18 protein-coding genes are annotated in these 18,634 nt (G+C 53.6%); all 18 read left to right on the plus strand.

Annotation, left to right across the window (positions count from 1 at the left end; translation table 11 throughout):
- The first annotated feature begins 78 nt into the window (after positions 1–78).
- On the plus strand, positions 79–1,401 hold the full coding sequence (gene dgt, locus KPL81_RS07490; protein WP_219791270.1) for a dGTP triphosphohydrolase: 1,323 nt from the start codon (positions 79–81) through the stop codon (positions 1,399–1,401).
- The gene (locus KPL81_RS07495) at positions 1,398–1,964 is read left to right on the plus strand and encodes a primase 1D-like protein (protein WP_219791271.1); all 567 of its coding nucleotides are present in this window, start codon (positions 1,398–1,400) and stop codon (positions 1,962–1,964) included. The genes dgt and KPL81_RS07495 overlap by 4 nt, the downstream gene beginning before the upstream one ends.
- A gap of 61 nt (positions 1,965–2,025) precedes the next feature.
- The gene (locus KPL81_RS07500) at positions 2,026–2,283 is read left to right on the plus strand and encodes a tyrosine-type recombinase/integrase (RefSeq protein ID WP_338035598.1); all 258 of its coding nucleotides are present in this window, start codon (positions 2,026–2,028) and stop codon (positions 2,281–2,283) included.
- Positions 2,284–2,301: 18 nt separating this feature from the next.
- Positions 2,302–2,976, plus strand: coding sequence for a hypothetical protein (locus KPL81_RS07505; RefSeq protein WP_219791272.1), 675 nt, complete (start codon positions 2,302–2,304; stop codon positions 2,974–2,976).
- 138 nt (positions 2,977–3,114) lie between these two features.
- Positions 3,115–3,951 carry a hypothetical protein gene (locus KPL81_RS07510; protein WP_219791273.1) on the plus strand — a complete coding sequence of 279 codons (837 nt, stop codon included), beginning with the start codon at positions 3,115–3,117 and terminating at the stop codon, positions 3,949–3,951.
- 512 nt (positions 3,952–4,463) lie between these two features.
- A complete protein-coding gene (locus tag KPL81_RS07515) occupies positions 4,464–4,676 on the plus strand; it encodes a hypothetical protein (RefSeq protein WP_016416860.1) in 213 nt (70 codons plus the stop codon).
- Positions 4,677–4,734: 58 nt separating this feature from the next.
- Positions 4,735–5,610, plus strand: a complete 876-nt coding sequence (locus KPL81_RS20875) for a DnaT-like ssDNA-binding domain-containing protein (RefSeq protein ID WP_422674115.1) — start codon at positions 4,735–4,737, stop codon at positions 5,608–5,610.
- Entirely contained in the window at positions 5,492–6,244 is a 753-nt protein-coding gene (locus tag KPL81_RS07525; RefSeq protein WP_422674116.1) for a replication protein P, read from the plus strand. Before KPL81_RS20875 ends, KPL81_RS07525 begins: the two co-directional genes overlap by 119 nt.
- Positions 6,245–6,678: 434 nt before the next feature.
- On the plus strand, positions 6,679–7,050 hold the full coding sequence (traJ, locus tag KPL81_RS07530) for a conjugal transfer transcriptional regulator TraJ (RefSeq protein WP_219791276.1): 372 nt from the start codon (positions 6,679–6,681) through the stop codon (positions 7,048–7,050).
- A gap of 34 nt (positions 7,051–7,084) precedes the next feature.
- Entirely contained in the window at positions 7,085–8,866 is a 1,782-nt protein-coding gene (gene traI, locus KPL81_RS07535) for a TraI/MobA(P) family conjugative relaxase (protein WP_219791277.1), read from the plus strand.
- 286 nt (positions 8,867–9,152) lie between these two features.
- On the plus strand, positions 9,153–9,770 hold the full coding sequence (trbJ, locus tag KPL81_RS07540) for a P-type conjugative transfer protein TrbJ (RefSeq protein WP_479688647.1): 618 nt from the start codon (positions 9,153–9,155) through the stop codon (positions 9,768–9,770).
- A gap of 160 nt (positions 9,771–9,930) precedes the next feature.
- On the plus strand, positions 9,931–10,161 hold the full coding sequence (trbK, locus tag KPL81_RS07545) for an entry exclusion lipoprotein TrbK (RefSeq protein WP_219791278.1): 231 nt from the start codon (positions 9,931–9,933) through the stop codon (positions 10,159–10,161).
- 13 nt (positions 10,162–10,174) lie between these two features.
- Positions 10,175–11,671 carry a P-type conjugative transfer protein TrbL gene (gene trbL / locus KPL81_RS07550; RefSeq protein WP_219791279.1) on the plus strand — a complete coding sequence of 499 codons (1,497 nt, stop codon included), beginning with the start codon at positions 10,175–10,177 and terminating at the stop codon, positions 11,669–11,671.
- Positions 11,672–11,683: 12 nt separating this feature from the next.
- Positions 11,684–11,950, plus strand: a complete 267-nt coding sequence (locus KPL81_RS07555; protein WP_219791280.1) for a hypothetical protein — start codon at positions 11,684–11,686, stop codon at positions 11,948–11,950.
- 68 nt (positions 11,951–12,018) lie between these two features.
- Complete coding sequence (locus KPL81_RS07560; protein WP_219791281.1) at positions 12,019–12,219, plus strand: hypothetical protein; 201 nt, start codon at positions 12,019–12,021, stop codon at positions 12,217–12,219.
- Positions 12,220–12,318: 99 nt separating this feature from the next.
- Positions 12,319–15,675 (plus strand): helicase-related protein, encoded by a 3,357-nt coding sequence (locus KPL81_RS07565; protein ID WP_240549093.1) that lies wholly within the window; start codon positions 12,319–12,321, stop codon positions 15,673–15,675.
- Positions 15,672–16,346, plus strand: a complete 675-nt coding sequence (locus KPL81_RS07570; protein ID WP_219791282.1) for a DUF4391 domain-containing protein — start codon at positions 15,672–15,674, stop codon at positions 16,344–16,346. Before KPL81_RS07565 ends, KPL81_RS07570 begins: the two co-directional genes overlap by 4 nt.
- Positions 16,347–16,374: 28 nt before the next feature.
- Positions 16,375–18,483 carry a site-specific DNA-methyltransferase gene (locus tag KPL81_RS07575; protein ID WP_219791283.1) on the plus strand — a complete coding sequence of 703 codons (2,109 nt, stop codon included), beginning with the start codon at positions 16,375–16,377 and terminating at the stop codon, positions 18,481–18,483.
- The last annotated feature ends 151 nt before the right edge of the window (positions 18,484–18,634 follow it).

An 18,634-nucleotide genomic window follows, 5' to 3' on the forward strand; every position in this document is an offset into this window, starting at 1 on the left:
AATAGAGAAAGATTCCAAAAAATCAAGAATTTCTTGTCAATGTTGCTTGATGGTTTAATATGTGAAGTGGAGGGAGATATGGCTTTTGATGGAAACGAATTGCTTGACCTTGTTGTAAGTGATCGGTTAAGGAAAAGTAGCGTTCATTCGGAAACAAATGAGTTGATTTCTTCGGAAAGTGATAAGGGCCGGGTTGTAAACTCAGCGGCATTTCGTCGACTTCAGCAGAAAGCTCAAGTATTCCCTTTAGATGAAAATGCAGCGGTTAGGACTAGGCTTACCCACTCAATTGAGGTGTCGCAGGTTGGAAGATTTCTTGCACAGAAAGTAATTGAAAAGCTTAACCTTGGTGGGAAGTCATACGAAAATCTGGCTGCTTTCGTTAATGCTGTGGAAACAAGTTGCTTGCTGCATGATATAGGTAATCCCCCTTTTGGTCATCTAGGGGAAGCTGCTATTAGGAATTGGTTTCGGCAACATCAAGAAAATACTAATTTGCGTTTTTTTGATGGTAATCCTCAAGGGTTTAGACTCGCCTGCTTTTTGAGCGGAAAGGATGAGTATGGGCTGAATTTGACTGCTACGCTATTACTTTCTTGTATTAAGTACCCATGGGTACAAAAATCTGCTAAGGCTGCGGCGCCTGAGAAATTCGGTATTTTTGATTATGACTATGAGAAATATAAACAAGCATGCGAATTGGTGGGCTGGGAAGAGGGAAAAGCATTTCCGTTAGCGAAGCTTATGGAAGCAGCCGACGATATTGCTTATTGTACTAGCGACCTTGAAGATGGGTTAGAAAAGAACGTTATTCAAAGCTATCAGCTTAGAGAAGAGCTTGATTGGTACGAAGATGATACAAATAGTCCAGTAGACACCTTCGTTAAGTTTAAAACTGATTTGATAAGGGTTGCTGTTGAAGAGGCAGCTGAAGAGTTTGTTGAAAATATTGAAAAAATAGGTGCTGGTGAAGAAGTTAAACTGATAGATGATAATAAAGAGGCTGGGGGTAAAATAAAATCTATTAAGAGCTTTGCAAGAAAATATATATATAGCAATGAGGATGTTGAAAAGATAGAGCTAGCTGGCAATAGTGCTATAAAAGGAATCTTAGGACATTTTCGCCACATTCTTGAAATGGATGAGAGTCGTTTCGAATGCCTGTTGCATGGTGACTATAAAAAAGCAAAGGCGCATTCTCTTGAGTTTGATATGCGAGTGTTTAATAGGCTGCCAAAGTCGTATGTTAAAAAATATGAATTCATGAAGAGATCTCTGAAAAACTCCGATGGAGATGAGAGAGATGCTCGAAATCATCTTGTCGTAGATTTTATTTCTGGAATGACAGATGACTTCGCCATTCATACATACCAAGTTCTACAGGGAATTAGAGTCCGATGATTAGTGAGGAGCATCCGATCTATTTTATATGTGATATATTTCGGGGCATGGATGCCCAGCTTTTTTTTAGTAGATATAATTATGTGAGAGATTCTCTTCTCGACGACAGGGAGGTGTTTCCTGTTGCCTCATCAATGATTGGAAGGGGGTGGCTTAATGACGAGATAAATAAGCTGAAGGAAAATCAAGAGCTTGCTTTTCACTCTATGTTTATTCGAAAGGGGAGAAAGTATCATGTTCCAATGGTGGATTTTTCTATAAAGGAGTGGGAGAAAGATTATGTGACATCAAGGATGTTGAGGTTGATTGGAAAGCGGGTGGTGACAAATATGGCAGTATATGAGAGTGGTCGCTCGTTCCATGGTTACTCGAAATCTATTCTTTCTCCTGGAGAATGGCTTGAATTTATGGGAAGGTTGCTTTTGGTTAACCCTTCTGGAGGAGAAGAAATAATAGATTCTCGTTGGGTGGGGCATAGAATTATAGGTGGTTACTCTTCGTTGCGCCTTTCAAATAATACTCAGCAATACGTTAAGCTGCCTAGTAGGATAAAATTTCCATGATGATGGCAGCTGAAACACCTCAACCTGGCGTTCTTCGGTGAACCCGGTCGGGACGGCAAACGTGGCCCTACGCCTACAACAAGCTCTGGAGCAGGCGAAGAAACAAGCTGGGCGCGATAACTTCTGCTTTCACCACCTATGTCATGAGGCCGTCGGGCGGTTGGTATTGGTAGAAGCTGGACTTTCTGACCAGAATGTCGCAGCGTTCGGTGGCCACAAGTCGATGCAGATGTTGAGGCCATATACTCATTTAAGGGCGAAAAATCTGGTAGTAAAGCTTGATAAAATAAGTTCTACCTGGTTTTTGTGGATGTGTTAATGTGAATGGGGTGAAGCTTTGAGAAAAACAGCATTTGAAAAAATATCAATATGTTCGGCGTTTGAAAGCTTTTTGGTGTTTTTAACATCTGGCTTCTTTGTGGTGATAATCGGTGATTGTTTCATTGATCTTGCTGGTGACTTGCCCGATTGGTATTTAAGCTTAATCCAAGAGCCAATATCTATTGCCCATTTCTTTTTGCTCAGTGTCGGCAGTTTGGTGGTAACAGCAATTGTTACTTGGTGTGGCACAAAGAATCACAATGAGAAGTGGTGGTTTGAGAAAATATTGCTACCTCCAAGTAGGGCTGGAATTAGCTGTGGTTTTATTGCCAGTGGTATGTTAATTGGCATCGGATCCGGGTTGTTTATTGTCACCCGAGGTGCTCCAGAAACTGAGCTTGCGCATACTTCAGTCGTGTTTATTTCCCTAGGCATCTATTGTTTGGCAATAGTTTATCCAGTGTCACTGCTGATGTTATATCTAATAAACCAAGAGGCGAAGCATAGCTTAGTTGTTGATTTTTTAGGAGCCATCTATTTTGTTCTGATGATTTTTTCTGGCTATAAGTTCAGAGAGCATGTGGATGTAGTTAGCTTGGGTGCCAGCTTCTCTGTTTTAATAATTTACGCATGTTTTGGCCGTAGATGGCGAATCAGGAATGATAAAAAAGCTGCAAATGCAAACAGCTGAATGCTATAAAAACTTGTCTTTCGCAATTGGTTTGGTGGTTTTTATTATTTAATAACAAGGTTTTGCTGATGAGAGTTATTCGTTTTTAATTTTGCATTGGGTATTTTTTGAAATTTTAAAAATCTGTTAGAGGTGCTCATGTCTATTCCAATGCCATTTAGTTTAGTTGTGAAAGTTGCTTGTTGGGTTTGGGGTTATGTAACCAGATTTCTTTTTTTAAAGACTTTTCGTCGCTCTCACGAGGCTTGGGCGCGTCGTCACCATTTGGGAGCAAGGTGGATTCCTCTGGGGAGCTATCTGGAATACTCCTTACAGTTAGCAAAGCCTATTGATGCCGGTGCGAAAGTATCGAAGCTGGCTTTTCGTTCAAAAAAACATAATATTTTAAATCTTGAGGTTTTCTTTGAGGCTGTTGGAGGAGGAATTCGCTATCAAGAAAAGATCTGTTTGAGTGATATTGATGAGCGACCCATCGTATGCAGCATGGTGAATGTGCCATGCCAAGAGTTGATTACGTTATCGAATAATAAAATAATGTTTTCTATCGAGTCTGTGCAGTTCCGTAAGTGTCAAGTAGAGCTTGAGGGGGGAGAGGTGGTCTCTCAATTTGACTCTCAAATTTCCTATTTGACACATAGCTGGTTGATGCACGATGAGTGGAAGTTTCGGTGGGGCGTTTGGTGGAACTGCAACTCTATAAAATGGGCAAAGCAAAGGCTGCAAGACTACTGGAGATGGGGGTTTTTGGCTCCTAAGTTTAGAGTTATTAGCCCCTCTACAGTACTTTCCCGTCGTGAACCATTGTGGATGTCAGGAGTGAGAGCCATTGGATGGCTCATGGGGAGGCCGTGGCTAGTGACAATGCAATTTTGGGTCGCTATTTGGTCAGGACTTTTTATTCTCAATGATGAGGATGAACTGCAGTGGCGATGGCAAAAAACCTCCACCAATGACTCATTCGATAGCGAAATCTAGGGGATATGTAGTATGTTGTAGTATACTACTACAACATACTACACCAAACCAAAAAAGTAGAGTCGTTCTTAAGGCTGTAGAGATGCGGTTTTAGCAGCTAAAATTTTTCTCTTATGGCGCGGCCTAACATGATCGCACCACCCCACCTGTTTCCTGTCTAGTCTTTCCCCGTACACGGCGCATGTCTCTATGCTTCCAGAGGCCTGCATAAAAAAGTGCCCCTCAAGTATCAATGAAATGAAGTGCATTGACCAAGCCCCGTGCGCGAGGCGATTCATCTAGGGTGATTATTGACACTTGAGGGGCGTGGATGCCTGGTTTTCTGATTAAGTTTTCATATTGAAATATCGTGGTTTTTTGAATTATGTGAGTTCTTTTAAGAAAGTATAGGTGAACTATTTTAAGGAAGGTATAGCTATACTTTTTTCTTTTAAATCAATTGCTTGAAAATAACCGCAAGTTGGCGTAGATATTAAAAGCGTAATCTCGCTATGCGCTATCTTGAGGTGTTTATGACAACCGAAGAACAGTTGCTTGAACGTTATGGGCCATTGCTCTCCCTGACCGATTTGTCGGAATTGTTGAAGCGTAGTCCCGATGGTCTCCGAATATCTTTGCAGAGCCAGTCAGAGTTTGCTGTGAAATGGAATGCCGCCAAGAGGAAGGTTGGAAGGCGTGTCTATTTCCGTGCAACCGACGTTGCAGGGCTGATTGATGAAGCCTGAGCGGTTAGAGCGGAAAAGTGAAGCGGATACGAAGGGGTAAGGCGTGAGTATTGTCGCCATGAACTGGGCATGGGATGTCCAACTGAGCTACCTGAACGAGCGTGACAACAAGGCTGGGCGTCGCTTGCTGTTGGTAGCGTTGGGCGACAACGCCAACGAAGAAGGGGTGTGTTGGCCAGCCATCTCCACTCTGGCACGTCGCTGTGAGTCCAGTACCAAGAGCGTTCGCCGTTGGTTACGTGAGTTCGAAGAGTATCAGTTACTCAGCATTCAGCCTCGTCGGAATGCGGCGGGGCAGACCAGCAACCTGTATCAACTGAGACTGGCAAATCGAGTCGCGGAGAGGACTTACACCCCCCTGGACACCGAGTCCACCCCCCAGGGACGTGGAGTCCGGGGCCCCCGGACACTTGGTGACCAGGGCCCCTGGACATCTGGTGTCCCCCTAACCACCAATGAACCATCAATGAACCTCTCTCACTCTCAGGCGGGAGAGTCGATGCTTGGTCGAGCGGATCAGAACAGTGACGCAGTTCCTCTTCAGGAATCTTCGTCAACCATCCCAATACGTTCTGATCGCTTTCCCATGACCCTCGAATGGACGCCGGACCCTACTGAGCTGTCGATGGCCTGTTTACGAGCAGGTCTCTTAGCTGATCTGGCTCCCGAGCGATATCAGCTCGCCAAGTTCACGGCCCACCATGCCGATACTGGTCGCACGGCCAGTACGGCTGCCTGGCATACCAAGCTTGCCGACTGGCTGCGCAAAGATGTACTCGCAGCTCAGTCCACTACCGGAGGACTCGCTAATGGACATCTCCGCCAACGCACTCCATCTCGCCGTGTTACCGCCGCAGAAGCACGCGCACGCGCCAAAGCTCAACAGAGTGGGGGAATCATCGACGAAGACTGGCCCGCTGATCGGAGAAACTGACGTGGATCAGTTGTTTGATGCTCTGGGTGTGCTGTACGGATGGAAGTTCACGAGCCAGTGGGGGGTCTTCGATGAATCAGGTGTCTGGATGGCTGAGCTGGCTTTCCTGACTCGTCGACACCTCGAACTGGGTATCAAACGCTGTCGTGAGGCGGTGCAGGAAGCAACGCGGACGGGTAACGAATCCTGGCCACCGCAACCTGCTGCATTCGCGGTTCTCTGTGAGCCGCGCCCAGAAGACTTTGGTATGCCTGGTCTGGAGGAGGCGTGGCGTGAGGTATGCGCCCATGCTCATGAACCGACCCGATGGCACTGGAGTCATGAAGCCGTGAGGATGGCGGGTAGCGCCGTTGGCTGGTGGGAACTTACGCATAGCACGGCGTTGTCGGCTTGGTCACGTCTCGAACGTCACTTCACCCAGGAGTATGGAGCCTTGCTCAATCGGTTGATGAATGGCGAACAACTGACGGACTACTCGCTGCTGGAGGATGACAGCAATCGCAGCCCCGCCGATCTAGCAGAGCGAGCTGGGCACGAGGTTGCGAACCAAGCGGTCAAGGCGGCGGGTCTTCCGCATCGAATGAGCTCCGCGCATGGGCTTACAGCACTACGCAACGCGGTCGGCAAGACTTGAGCGCTTTCATTGACACTTGAGGGGCAGCGCTTCTGATTCATTGACACTTGAGGGGCAGTGCGGAAACCGCGTGGAAAGCTGTGTATTTCAATGTGGAAAGCGCAAGGACACCGCTATGGGTAAATCGCTGTTAGATCGCTGCTTTACCGCTTCTGGAGTGCTGCATTATCGCCGTAAGTGTCGACTTCGTCAGGGTTCGAGACTGTTTGTCACAGATGCACAGGAAAAAACGGGCGGGTGCAACGAAATGCAGAGAAATAGCGATGCTTTGCACATGGCGTACCTACAAAAATCATCGCTGAAGTGCGGGCAGGATGTGTGAAGTAGTCCCACCCCGCAAGCGTGGTGTTCCTCTTCACTGGTCCTTATTCGCACCTGCGGTGCTCAACGGACATCCTGCTCTTCGAGGCATGGCATCTGAGATAGGAGCTGGCATGAGTGAGAAGCAAAGAGTGACACGGAAGAACAGCACTCCGCTCAAGGTGTACTGCCTTCCGGAAGAGAGAGAACTGATTGAATCCAACGCCAGGCAGGCAGGGCTAAGCGTTGCCTGTTTTCTGCGGGAAGTGGGGCAGGGCTATCAGGTTAGTGGCGTTATGGACTACGAGTATGTCCGCGAGCTGGTTCGTGTAAATGGGGACTTGGGTCGTTTAGGGGGCTTGCTCAAGCTCTGGCTGACAGATGACGTGAGAACGGCTCACTTCGGGGCGGCTACCATCCTTAGCCTGCTCGGAAGGATCGAAGCCACTCAGGAGGAAATGAGTCAGGTATTGAAATCTGTGGTGCAGCCAAGGGCCAGATCGTGATTTTTTTAGCCGCTAAAATGTGGGGCTGGCACTGATGATCGCCAAACACGTCCCCATGCGCTCCCTGGGCAAGTCAGACTTTGCTGGTCTGGTGAACTACATCACCGACGAGCAAAGCAAGGAGCACCGTCTTGGCGCGGTACGTCTGACCAACTGCGAGGCGTATTCGGTTCGGGATGCCATCAGCGAAGTGCTGGCGACCCAGTTTGCCAACACCAGGGCGAAGAGTGACAAGACCTATCACCTGATTGTCAGCTTCCGGGCCGGGGAGCAGATCGAGGCCGACACCCTGTCGGCCATCGAGGACCGCATTTGCGAGGGGCTGGGCTTTGGCGAGCATCAGCGCATCAGTGCCGTTCACAACGACACCGACAACCTGCATATCCATATCGCCGTCAATAAGATCCACCCGACGCGCAACACCATCCACGAACCCTACTACCCACACCAGACGCTGGCCGAGCTGTGCGAGGTCATGGAACGGGACTATGGGTTGCAGCAGGACAACCACATGCCGCGCCGACGCGGGGCCGAGTCGCGAGCCGCCGACATGGAGCGTCATGCCGGTATTGAAAGCCTGATCGGTTGGATCAAGCGCGAGTGCCTGGACGACATCAAAACCGCACAGTCCTGGGCTGAGCTACACCAGGTCATGCGTGACAATGGCCTGGAACTCCGGGCGCGGGGGAATGGGCTGGTTGTCGTGGCCGGTGATGACGCGGCGGTCAAGGCGAGCACCTTGGGGCGGGATTTCTCCAAGCCGAAGCTAGAGGCCCGTTTCGGCCCGTTCGAGCCTGACCAGGCGCAACAGGGCAAGCCCCACCGCCAGTACCGCAAAGACCCGGTACGGCTGCGCGTGAACACCACCGAGCTTTACGCCCGGTTCAAATCGGAACAGCAGAGCGCGGCAGCCAACAAGACGGCGGCCCTGGACAAAGCTCGGCGGCAGAAAGACCGCCGGATTGAGAACGCTAAGAGGAAGGGCAAGGCCCGGCGGGCGGCCATCAAGCTCACCAGCGGCAGGCTGACCAAGAAGTTGCTGTATGCGCAGGCCAGCAGCGCCCTGAAAGCCGACATTGACGCGATTCAGAAGCAGTACCGTGAGGAACGCCAGGCGATCCATGAAGCACACGGGCGCCGCACCTGGGCAGACTGGCTAAAACGGGAAGCCTTGCAGGGCGATACCGGGGCCCTGGCCGCGTTACGAGCTAGAGAGGCCGCTCAGGGCCTCAAGGGCAACACCTTGAAGGGTCAGGGGCAGGCGAAGCCCGGCCATGCGCCGGTGATCGACAACATCACCAAGAAGGGCACCATCGTTTACCGGGCCGGAGCCAGCGCCGTGCGCGACGATGGCGACCGGCTCCAGGTGTCCAGGGAGTCCGACCAGGCAGGCATCCAGAAGGCGCTAAGGATGGTGATGGAATGCTACGGCGAGCGCATCACCGTAAACGGTTCGCCCGAGTTCAAAGCGCGGGTGATCAAGGCGGCAGCGGATGGACAGTTGCCTATCCGGTTTGCGGACGCCGGGCTGGAAACTCGCCGCCAAGCTCTGGCGAACGGCGAGAACACCGCCTCGGCCAAGACCCGAAGCAAACGGGCGGGAGTGCCGCCCATCGGTCAGCCGCCACCTCCGGTGCGCCGGAACCGGCTGCAATCGCTGTCCCAGGCCGATGTGCTTCACCTTGAGGGACAAGCGGGCAAGACTCCGACACTGCTCCCACGGGGGCAGAGCGAGCAAGAGCGCCGCAAAGCCAAGTTACGGGCAGAGATGGACGCCAAGAGGGCAAAAAGACAGCAAAAGGGACGTTCACTATAGTGCTTTCCCTTTAGAAGGCGGCAACAAACAGTAGATGCGATTAACCCTTGGGAAGCCTAACCGTTCCCCAGGACAATGACACCGATGTTCAACAACCATTGGCCGCGCGTTTTGACGGTGTCGCGCAGGTCGGACGCCGGGATAGTAAGTGACGAGCTATCCCTGTAGAGGTCCACACTTCACCGCTGGGGTCTCCAGCAGGGGTAGGGGCTCGCAATCTTCATGAGTGAGCCGCTATAGGTTGGTGAGTGCAACTTAGTCACGATGAAGCTAAGAGCACTCAATCATGAGAAGAGAACGAATTTTAGCGGCTAAAACGGCTGCTCTCATCATGTCCTTGGCGTTGACCACGTCCATGCCTGCCCAAGCGGGAATCCCTGTCATCGATGGTGGAAACTTGTCACAGAACATCATGACTGCAATGGAATCTGTGGCCCAGACCCTCAAGCTGATCGAGCAGTATCAGACGCAGTTGCAGCAGTATGAAAACCAGTTGCAAAACACCATGGCTCCAGCGGCTTATATCTGGGACAGGGCACAATCCACGATTAATGATCTGATCCAAGCCACCAATACGCTTCAGCATTACCAGAATCAGCTCGGCAGCCTCGATGCCTATCTGGGCAAGTTCCAGGACGTAGCGTATTACCGGAGTTCCCCCTGCTTCAATGGCGGCGGTTGCACGGATGCCGAACGTGCAGCGATGGATGAAAATCGTCGCCTGGCGTCTGAATCGCAAAAAGCGGCCAACGATGCGCTCTTCCGTGGATTGGATCAGCAACAAGATAACCTGGCGTCTGATGCTCGACAGCTTGAACGTTTGCAATCTGCTGCTCAGGGCGCGGATGGCCAGCTTGCCGCCATTGGTTACGCCAACCAGCTAGCCAGTAACCAAGCCAACTAACTCCTGCAAATCCGCAGCTTGCTGATTGCTCAGCAGAACGCTGAAGCCACCCGTCTCGCTGCCGAACTGGATGCTAACGCCAGAGGGGAAGCGCGAGAAAGGCAGATGCGTACCTGGAATTACCAACCTAGCGCAGCAGATCGCTATTAAGGAGGCTGCGATGAAGAAGATCATCCCACTTGTGGCGGCTGTTGCCTTGGTAGGTTGTGAGCAGGAAACGGTACCTGAGGCGAGTGCGATCACGTGCGCGCCAGTTGCCTTTCAGCAGGCTATCCGTGAGCTGAGCCGGGAATCGAACCGCCAAGCCTTTACCGAAGCCTGCCGGTCGTTCGAGAAGGCCCAACGCATGCGGGAATGGGAGTTCGAACCCAGCTCCCCCGACAGATATTGAGGGAAGGCGTCGCATGAAACGATTCGTTTTTGGTGGCTTGGGCGTGATGGCCGTCGTCATGCTGTCCGATACCGCAATGGCTCAGGAGCTATCCAGCAGCAACATCATGGATGATGTGTTGGACCGCTTTCATTCCGCGGCATCAACGTGGGGGCCTGCCATAGAAGCGGCCGCCAGTCGGTTGTTCTGGACCCTGGTAGTGATCTCGATGGTCTGGACGTTCGGCATGATGGCGCTGCGCAAGGCCGACATTGGTGAGTTCTTTGCCGAGCTTGTTCGTTTCACCATCTTTACAGGCTTTTTCTGGTGGTTGCTGACGAACGCGACTCAGGGCATGAACATCGCGGGAACCATCGTACAGTCATTGCAAACCCTTGGGGCACAAGCCGGTGGCCTCTCCAACGGCAACTTGGGGCCTTCCAGCATCCTCGATATCGGTTTTGAACTGTACGACCAGACGGTGAAGGCTACGTCAGAGTTGAGCTGGAAACAGTTTGCCACTGCGTTGGTGATGGAAGGTATGGCCTTGGCCGTATTGCTGGTGTTGGCGATTATCTCCGTCAACCTACTCCTGCTGCTAGCCGCCAGTTGGATACTGCTTTATGCCGGAGTGTTTTTCCTGGGGTTTGGCGGCTCTCGTTGGACATCAGACATGGCGATCAACTATTACAAGGCTATTCTCGGCATAGCGGCTCAGTTGATGGCAATGGTGCTCCTGGTTGCCATCGGTAGGGAGTTTATTACTCACTACTACTCGCAGATGAGCGAGAACATGGCGTCCCAGGAGTTGGTCGTGATGCTGGTCGTTTCGGTGATCCTGCTATTTCTGGTTAACAAGATTCCACCGATGATTTCCGGTCTGGTGTCGGGTGGCAGTGTGGGAGCAATGGGCATCGGGTCATTCGGTGCCGGTGCTGCGGTAGGAGCAGCCATGACAGCGGCAGGTATGGCCCTCACGGCGGGCAAGATGGCTGGGAGCGCGATGTTGGGCGGTGCGGCGAATGCAGTAGGTGGCGGGTCAGCCATCAAGGCTGCCTTCGAGAAAGCCCAGTCCAATATGTCGGGGTCTGGAGCTGACATGCCGAGCTTTGGCACTGGAGGTAACAGCAGCGGTGGTGGGAGTGGCAGCAGCTCCACTGGAGATGAAGCTGGCACCGGTGACACTCCGTTTGCGCAGGCGGCTGGTTTCGCTGGTTCTGGCTCCCGATCTGGTGGCGGTAGTGGATTCAAGCGAGCAGCATCCTTGGGAGCTGGAACGGCTGGCGAGCTAGCTAAAGGAGTTGGGTCGAAGATGGCTGGGAAGTTCCAGAGCAAGGTCGATCAAACCGCTGGTGGCCGCATGGCGTTCTCCATCCGCGCGAGCATGGAGCCGGAAGGGGATAGTGAGGTCGCGGAAGCGGATGATTCTGCTCCCTCGTTCGACAGCGACAGCTTGGGTGGTAGTGAACGTCAGCAGGATCGTAATGACGAGATAGCTAGCTTTGTGAACTGTGGCCAGCAAGACACCTAAGGAGACCCCACGATGAAACAACGTCATTTTATGGTAGCCCTGGATATGCTCGACGAAGGGCGGGAGGCCCACACAGAAGCCGCTTTTGTACCTGCTGTCGAGCTATCGGCCGATGGGGAGAGGAACCTTGAGGCAGAGATTTCCGCTTTCGTGAACCGTCCGGCCCACTCGGGTCGAGAGGATACACCACGCAGCACGCACACTAGCAACGATGTAGGAGCTGGAACCGGAAGAACCCCGTTTTCAGAGGCGGCGGGATTCTCCGATACTGGCTTCTGAGATTATGGGAGCCATTGACCAGCGATAGCTCAGGTGGCCAATGGCCGCCTTTCCGCTAGGAGGTAGACATGGGCGAGCAGACACGCTGGCAACGGCGTAAAGAGCTGGAAGACAAGACCGTCGAGCAGGTCGGCGAGACGCACCCAGAAAGCGGGGAGCCGGCGGTTAGGTGGCTGACTTCCGAAGAGCTGGACGAATTGCGGCGGGACATGGCCGAATCATCGGCTTGGATGCGAGCTGAGCTGAAGCGGCGTAGAGCAGGTGGGTAGATAGCCTGATTGCCGTCTCCCCCGCAATTACCGTAACCTACGGTTAATTATTAGAACTATGCCAATGGCGCTGATTGGCCGGTCACCGCGGGGGAAAATATGGAGATCATCGACAACGTCAGTCGGCTCCTCGGAGACGATCTGAAGGACACCCTGCTGCCTGGTGCCCGGCTCAAGATCGCGGCCTCCTGCTTCTCGATCTACGCCTACGAGGCGCTCAAGGATGAGCTGGAGGCGCTGGACTCGGTCGAGTTCATCTTCACTTCACCCACCTTCGTGCCTGACCAGGCCAGCGACAAGTTCCGCAAGGAGCACCGTGAGTTCCACATCCCCAAGGCGGAGCGCGAGCGCAGCGTCCACGGCAGCGAGTTCGAGATCCAGCTCAAGAATAAGATGACCCAGCGGGCCATTGCTCGTGAGTGTGCCGACTGGATGCGCCGCAAGGCTCGGTTCCGCTCCAACCGTGGACAGGCCGCCATGCAGCCCTTTGCCGGCGTTGCTGCCCCAGGCGGCGATACGGTCTATATGCCGCTGCAGGGCTTCACGGCGGTGGATCTGGGCTACCAGCAGGGTAACGCGGTCTCCAACTTCGTCACCCGCTTCAGCGAGTCAGCCCACACCTCTCAGTTCATGACCCTCTTCAACCAGCTGTGGCAGGACGATGAGAAGCTCGAGGACGTCACCGAGCGGCTGCGCGAGCATATCGCTTCGGTCTACCGGGAGAACCCACCGGAGCGGATCTACTTCCTGATGCTCTACCACATCTTCCATGAGTTCCTGGAAGACATCAGCGAGGACGTGCTGCCCAACGACCGCACCGGCTACCAGGACAGCGTCATCTGGCAGAAGCTGTTCAACTTCCAGCGCGACGCGGCCACCGGCGTTATCAACAAGCTGGAGACCTACAACGGCTGCATCCTGGCCGACAGCGTGGGGCTCGGGAAGACCTTCACCGCCCTGGCGGTCATCAAGTACTACGAGTTGCGCAACCGCTCCGTGTTGGTGCTGTGCCCCAAGAAGCTCGCCGACAACTGGCTGACCTACAACCGCAACCTGATGACCAACGTGCTGGCCCAGGACCGCCTGAATTACGACGTGCTCTGTCATACCGACCTGCAGCGCACCCGCGGGGAATCCTTCGGCATGCCGTTGGATCGCGTCAACTGGGGCAACTACGACCTGGTGGTGATCGACGAGTCGCACAACTTTCGCAACAACGACGTCTACAAGGATCGCGAGACTCGCTACCAGAAACTGATGAATCAGGTCATCCGTGCCGGGGTGAAGACGAAGGTGCTGATGCTCTCGGCCACGCCGGTCAACAACCGCTTCACCGACCTCAAGAACCAGCTGGCGTTGGCCTACGAGGGCGAAGCCGAGAATCTGTCCCGCCATCTCAGCGGCGCCCAGGACATCGAGGGCATCTTCCGACGCGCCCAGGCCACCTTCAACGAGTGGTCGGCGCTCCCGCCCGAGAAGCGTACCACGGGGGCCATCCTACAGGCGCTGGACTTCGACTTCTTCGAGCTGCTGGACAGCGTCACCATCGCCCGCTCACGCCGGCATATCGAAACCTTCTACGACACCAGCGATATCGGCAGCTTCCCGGAGCGGCGCAAGCCTCTCTCGTTTCATTGCCCGCTCACCCACCGAACCGACGTGATCGGCTTCAACGAGATCTTCCAGCAGCTCTCCCAGCTCAAGCTCTCGGTCTACGCCCCGATCAGCTACATCCTGCCCAGCCGCCTCAAGAAGTATGAGGAGATGTACGACACCGAAGTGTCTAGTGGCGGCGGAAGCTTCAAGCAGGTGGACCGGGAGAAGAGCCTGCAGGCCCTGATGACCACCAACCTGCTCAAGCGCCTGGAGAGCTCGGTGGCAGCGTTTCGCCTGACCCTGGAGGGGCTTCAGGATAGCTACCAGACCATCCTGGATAAGATTGCGGCCTTCAAACGGACCGGCCATTCAGAGAGCTTCGCGGATATCACCGCGTCCTTCGAAGACGCCGACCCCGACGATGACCGCATACCCATGCCGGGCGACACCACGGTAGGCAAGAAGGTCCAGATCAGCTTGGATGACATGGACCTGCCGTCCTGGGAGCATGACCTGAGCACCGACCTGGTATGGATCGAACTGCTGCTGGAGGAAATGGCCAAGGTCACTCCGGCCGACGATGCCAAACTGCAGCATCTCAAGACGCAGATCTCCAGCAAGCTGGCCTCGCCGATCAACCCCGGCAACCGCAAGGTAATAATCTTCACTGCCTTCGCGGACACCGCCAAGTACCTCTACGACAATCTGGCGACTGGCTTGCTGGAGAGCCAGGGCGTGCACACTGGCCTGGTGACCGGTAGCGCCGCCCCGAAATCGACGATTGGGGCCATGCCGGGCAGCCGCCAGCACTACGACTTCCAGGGCTTGCTGACGCTGTTCGCCCCACAGGCCAAGAGCAAGGATGTGGTATATCCTGGCGAGCCCCGTGAGCTGGACATCCTGATCGGGACCGACTGCATCTCGGAAGGCCAGAACCTGCAGGACTGCGACTACCTGATCAACTACGATATCCACTGGAACCCGGTGCGCATCATCCAGCGCTTCGGGCGCATCGACCGCATCGGCTCGCCCAACGCTAGCATCCAGCTGGTGAACTACTGGCCGGACATCAGCCTGGACGAGTACATCAACCTCAAGGAGCGTGTCGAGAACCGTATGGTGATCGCCGACGTCACCGCCACCGGCGACGACAACGTGCTCAACGCCCAGTCCAACGACGTCGCCTACCGGCGCGAGCAGCTGCGCCGGCTGCAGGATGAAGTGGTGGAGATGGAAGACCTCAAGTCCGGGGTATCGATCACCGATCTGGGCCTGAATGAGTTTCGTATGGACCTGCTGGGCTACATGAAGGAGAACGGCGACCTAAGCCGAATCCCTAACGGGCTGCATACCGTCGTGCCGGCTCGCCCCGAGAAGGGCCTGCAGCCCGGGGTCATCTTCACTCTGCGCAATCTCAATCAGCGGGTAGGTCACCAAGGGAGTGGTCTTGAGCAGCAGAACCGCCTGCACCCTTTCTATCTGGTCTACATCAGCCATACCGGTGAGGTGATCAGCGACTACACCGAGGTCAAGCGCTTGCTCGACCTGACACGTACCGCATGCAAGGGGCTGAGCGACCCCGTCGAAGCCGTCTATCGACCCTTCAACGAGGAAACCCACGACGGCCGGGAGATGCACGCCTATTCGGCGCTACTGGATCAGGCCATCCGCTCGATGATCGAGGTGAAGGAGGACAGGGACATCGACAGCCTGTTCAGCGGTGGCGAGACCACGGCGCTGGTCGATACCATTGCAGGGCTCGACGACTTCGAGCTGATTACCTTTATCGTCATTCGTGAGGCAGGCTCAGCCACAGATACAGGCACGGAGCGCTATGCGGCCAGCAGGGAAGAGGCATGACGGCACCGCTCTACCAGTACCCCCACAAGACGCTGCTTGGCCGTGTGGTCGCCAAGCAGCGCATCCTGGCGCATGTGCGTGCCACCGCCACCCTCAGGGAACGCTTGCGGGATGACGTCGCCCAGATCACCTGGCATGCCAAGCTAGCCCATAACACGCTCAATCTGCCTGGCACCTTTGAGGTGCCGGAGCTGCAGGTCTTCGTGATTACTCTCAAGAGCGATGACCTGCACCAGGACGTGCTGCGGGCCATCGACCGCGCCATTCCTTTTCCGATCCTGTTCGAGCTACACGGCGCCCGCGGTATTCGTGTCATTGCCGCCTACAAGCGGCCAAGCCAGGCCGACCCCAGCAAATGGGTGCTTGATGACCACTACGCCAGCAGCGACTGGTTGCCAGCCGAGACGCCCCGGCAACCGCTGCCCACGGCCATCGACCTGAAGCAGCTCTACCAGCAGCTGCTGCGCAGCCTGCTTCCCGCACCGGCGCGTCAGGGTGAAGCCCTGCCAGATCAGTTGGAGCGCCTCAAGGCCGTGGAATCCCTCAAGAAGAATGCCGACAAGCTCGAGAAGCGCCTGCGCAACGAGAAACAGTTCAACCGCAAAGTCGAGATCAACGCCGAATTGCGCTCGATCCGCGAGAAAATTGCCGATTACGATACCCGGTCATAACCGCAGAGGTCTGGAGATATATAACACCATGGAAAAAATGAAAATGCACAGCCCTGACCTGAGCCAGGATAATATCGCCAAGATTCGGGAATTGTTTCCCGGCTGTGTGACCGAGGCGCGGGATGAGGCCACAGGAAAGCTGCGCCTGGCTGTTGATTTTGATCAGTTGCGGCAAGAGCTGAGTGATTCGATTGTAGATGGGCCACAGGAGCGCTATCGGTTGGATTGGCCTGGTAAACGGGATGCGCTCGTCACAGCAAATGCTGCCATTAGTAAAACTTTGCGACCGATGTGCGAAGAAAGCTTGCACTTCGATACCACCAGGAACCTCTTTGTTGAGGGAGATAACCTGGATGCTCTGAAGCTCCTTCAGGAAACTTATCTGGGTCAAGTAAAAATGATCTATATCGACCCGCCATATAATACTGGAAAGGATTTTATCTACAAAGATAATTTTCAGTCATCCAAAGAAGCTTATGAGAGCGAGAGTGGTGTAAGAGATGATGAAGGCAGCCGTTTGATTGCGAATCCGGAAACTCGGGGTAGATACCATTCAGACTGGATGTCTATGATGTATGCACGTCTTACGGTGGCTAAGCGGCTACTGAAAGATGATGGTGTGGTCATGGTTAGCATCGATGATTATGAGCAGTCTGCACTCCGAAAGCTTATGGATCAGGTTTTCGGAGAAAAGAATTTTGTTGCCCAGCTAGTATGGGAGAAGGGGCGAAAAAATGATGCAAAGTTTTTTTCAGTAGGTCACGAGTACCTTCTGGTTTTCTCTAAGAATGTCGCGCTACTACGCGAAAAAAAGGAAGTCTGGCGAGAGGAAAAGCCCGGCGCTCGAGAGATTTGGGAGGAATTTCTCCGATTAAAGGGGATTCATGGCGATGACTACAAGTCAATAGAAGCTGATATATCCCAATGGTATTCAGAACTCCCTAAGAAGCATCCAGCCAAGAAATGGTCCCGCTACAAGCGCGTTGATAAACACGGTCCTTGGCGGGATCGTGACATATCCTGGCCTGGTGGCGATGGCCCAAGATATGACGTGATTCATCCGAAGACTGGAAAACCGTGCTCTGTTCCAGAGCGTGGATGGATTTACTCATCTCCTGAGGAGATGGAGCGGCAAATCAAGCTAGGACTGGTGGAGTTTCGGGACGATCATACCGAGCCACCGTTTCGTAAAGCCCATATTCGCCCCATTCCGGAAGAGACAGAGGATAGCCAATTCGGTTCAGAGGCCGAGGACGATAACGGGGATGAAGGCGACGATAGCGATTTCGCCACTCAGGTTCGCGGCTCGTACTTTTACAAGCAGTCCCAAGTGTCGGTGAAGTATCTGCGCAACCTTATGGGCGCTAAGGTGTTCACGAATCCAAAAGATCATGAAGAGTTGGCGAAGCTAATCGACTATGTTACGCCTAATGACCGCAATGCGCTGATAATGGATTTCTTTGCTGGTTCCGGGAGCACAGCTGAGGCAGTGTTCAAGGCGAACGCAACTTATGGCTCCAACCATAGGTTTATAATGGTTCAGTTGCCCGAAAGCCTAGAACAAGCGGAGGCTTCCACCACAGGAACAGCCAAGAAGACCGTACAAGCAGCAATCAAAATGATGAAAAAAAATGGACGGCCTCTTGTTTTGTCTGAGGTGACAAAGGAGCGCCTTCGGAAAGCAGGTTCTGCCGCCATTGAGGGACCGTGTGACCCCAGCTGGAAAAAGGACGTAGGCTTCCGCGTCCTCAAGGTCGACACCTCGAACATGAAAGACATCTATTACCGTCCCGACGAACTGAAGCAGGCCGATCTGCTGGAGGCGGTGGATAATTTCAAACCCGACCGCATCCCGGAGGATCTACTGTTCCAAGTGCTGGTAGATTGGGGTGTGGACCTCACGCTGCCGATTCGCCGCGAAACCTTGCAGGGCAAGACGGTGTTCTTCGTCGACGACAATGCACTGGTGGCCTGCTTTGACACGGGCATCACCGAGGAGCTGGTCAAGGAACTGGCCAAATATGAACCGCTGCGCGTGGTATTCCGCGACAATGGGTTTGTTTCTGACGCGGTGAAGATCAATGTCGAGCAGATCTTCCGTCAGCTGTCGCCCAGCACCGAAGTACGCACCTTATGAATGTTCTATTGGTAGCGAATGGAGTAGGAGCTACTGACAAGCATTCCTTGTCAGTTCAGCCAGCTGGTGGGCGTGTAAGCCATCGACAAGAAGCACAGATCAGTTTCTTTCTGCGCTGTGATGTGCAGAAAGAATGCAGAAAGAGAATGTC

The sequence above is a fragment of the Billgrantia antri genome (assembly GCF_019430905.1).
Lineage (GTDB): Bacteria > Pseudomonadota > Gammaproteobacteria > Pseudomonadales > Halomonadaceae > Halomonas > Halomonas antri.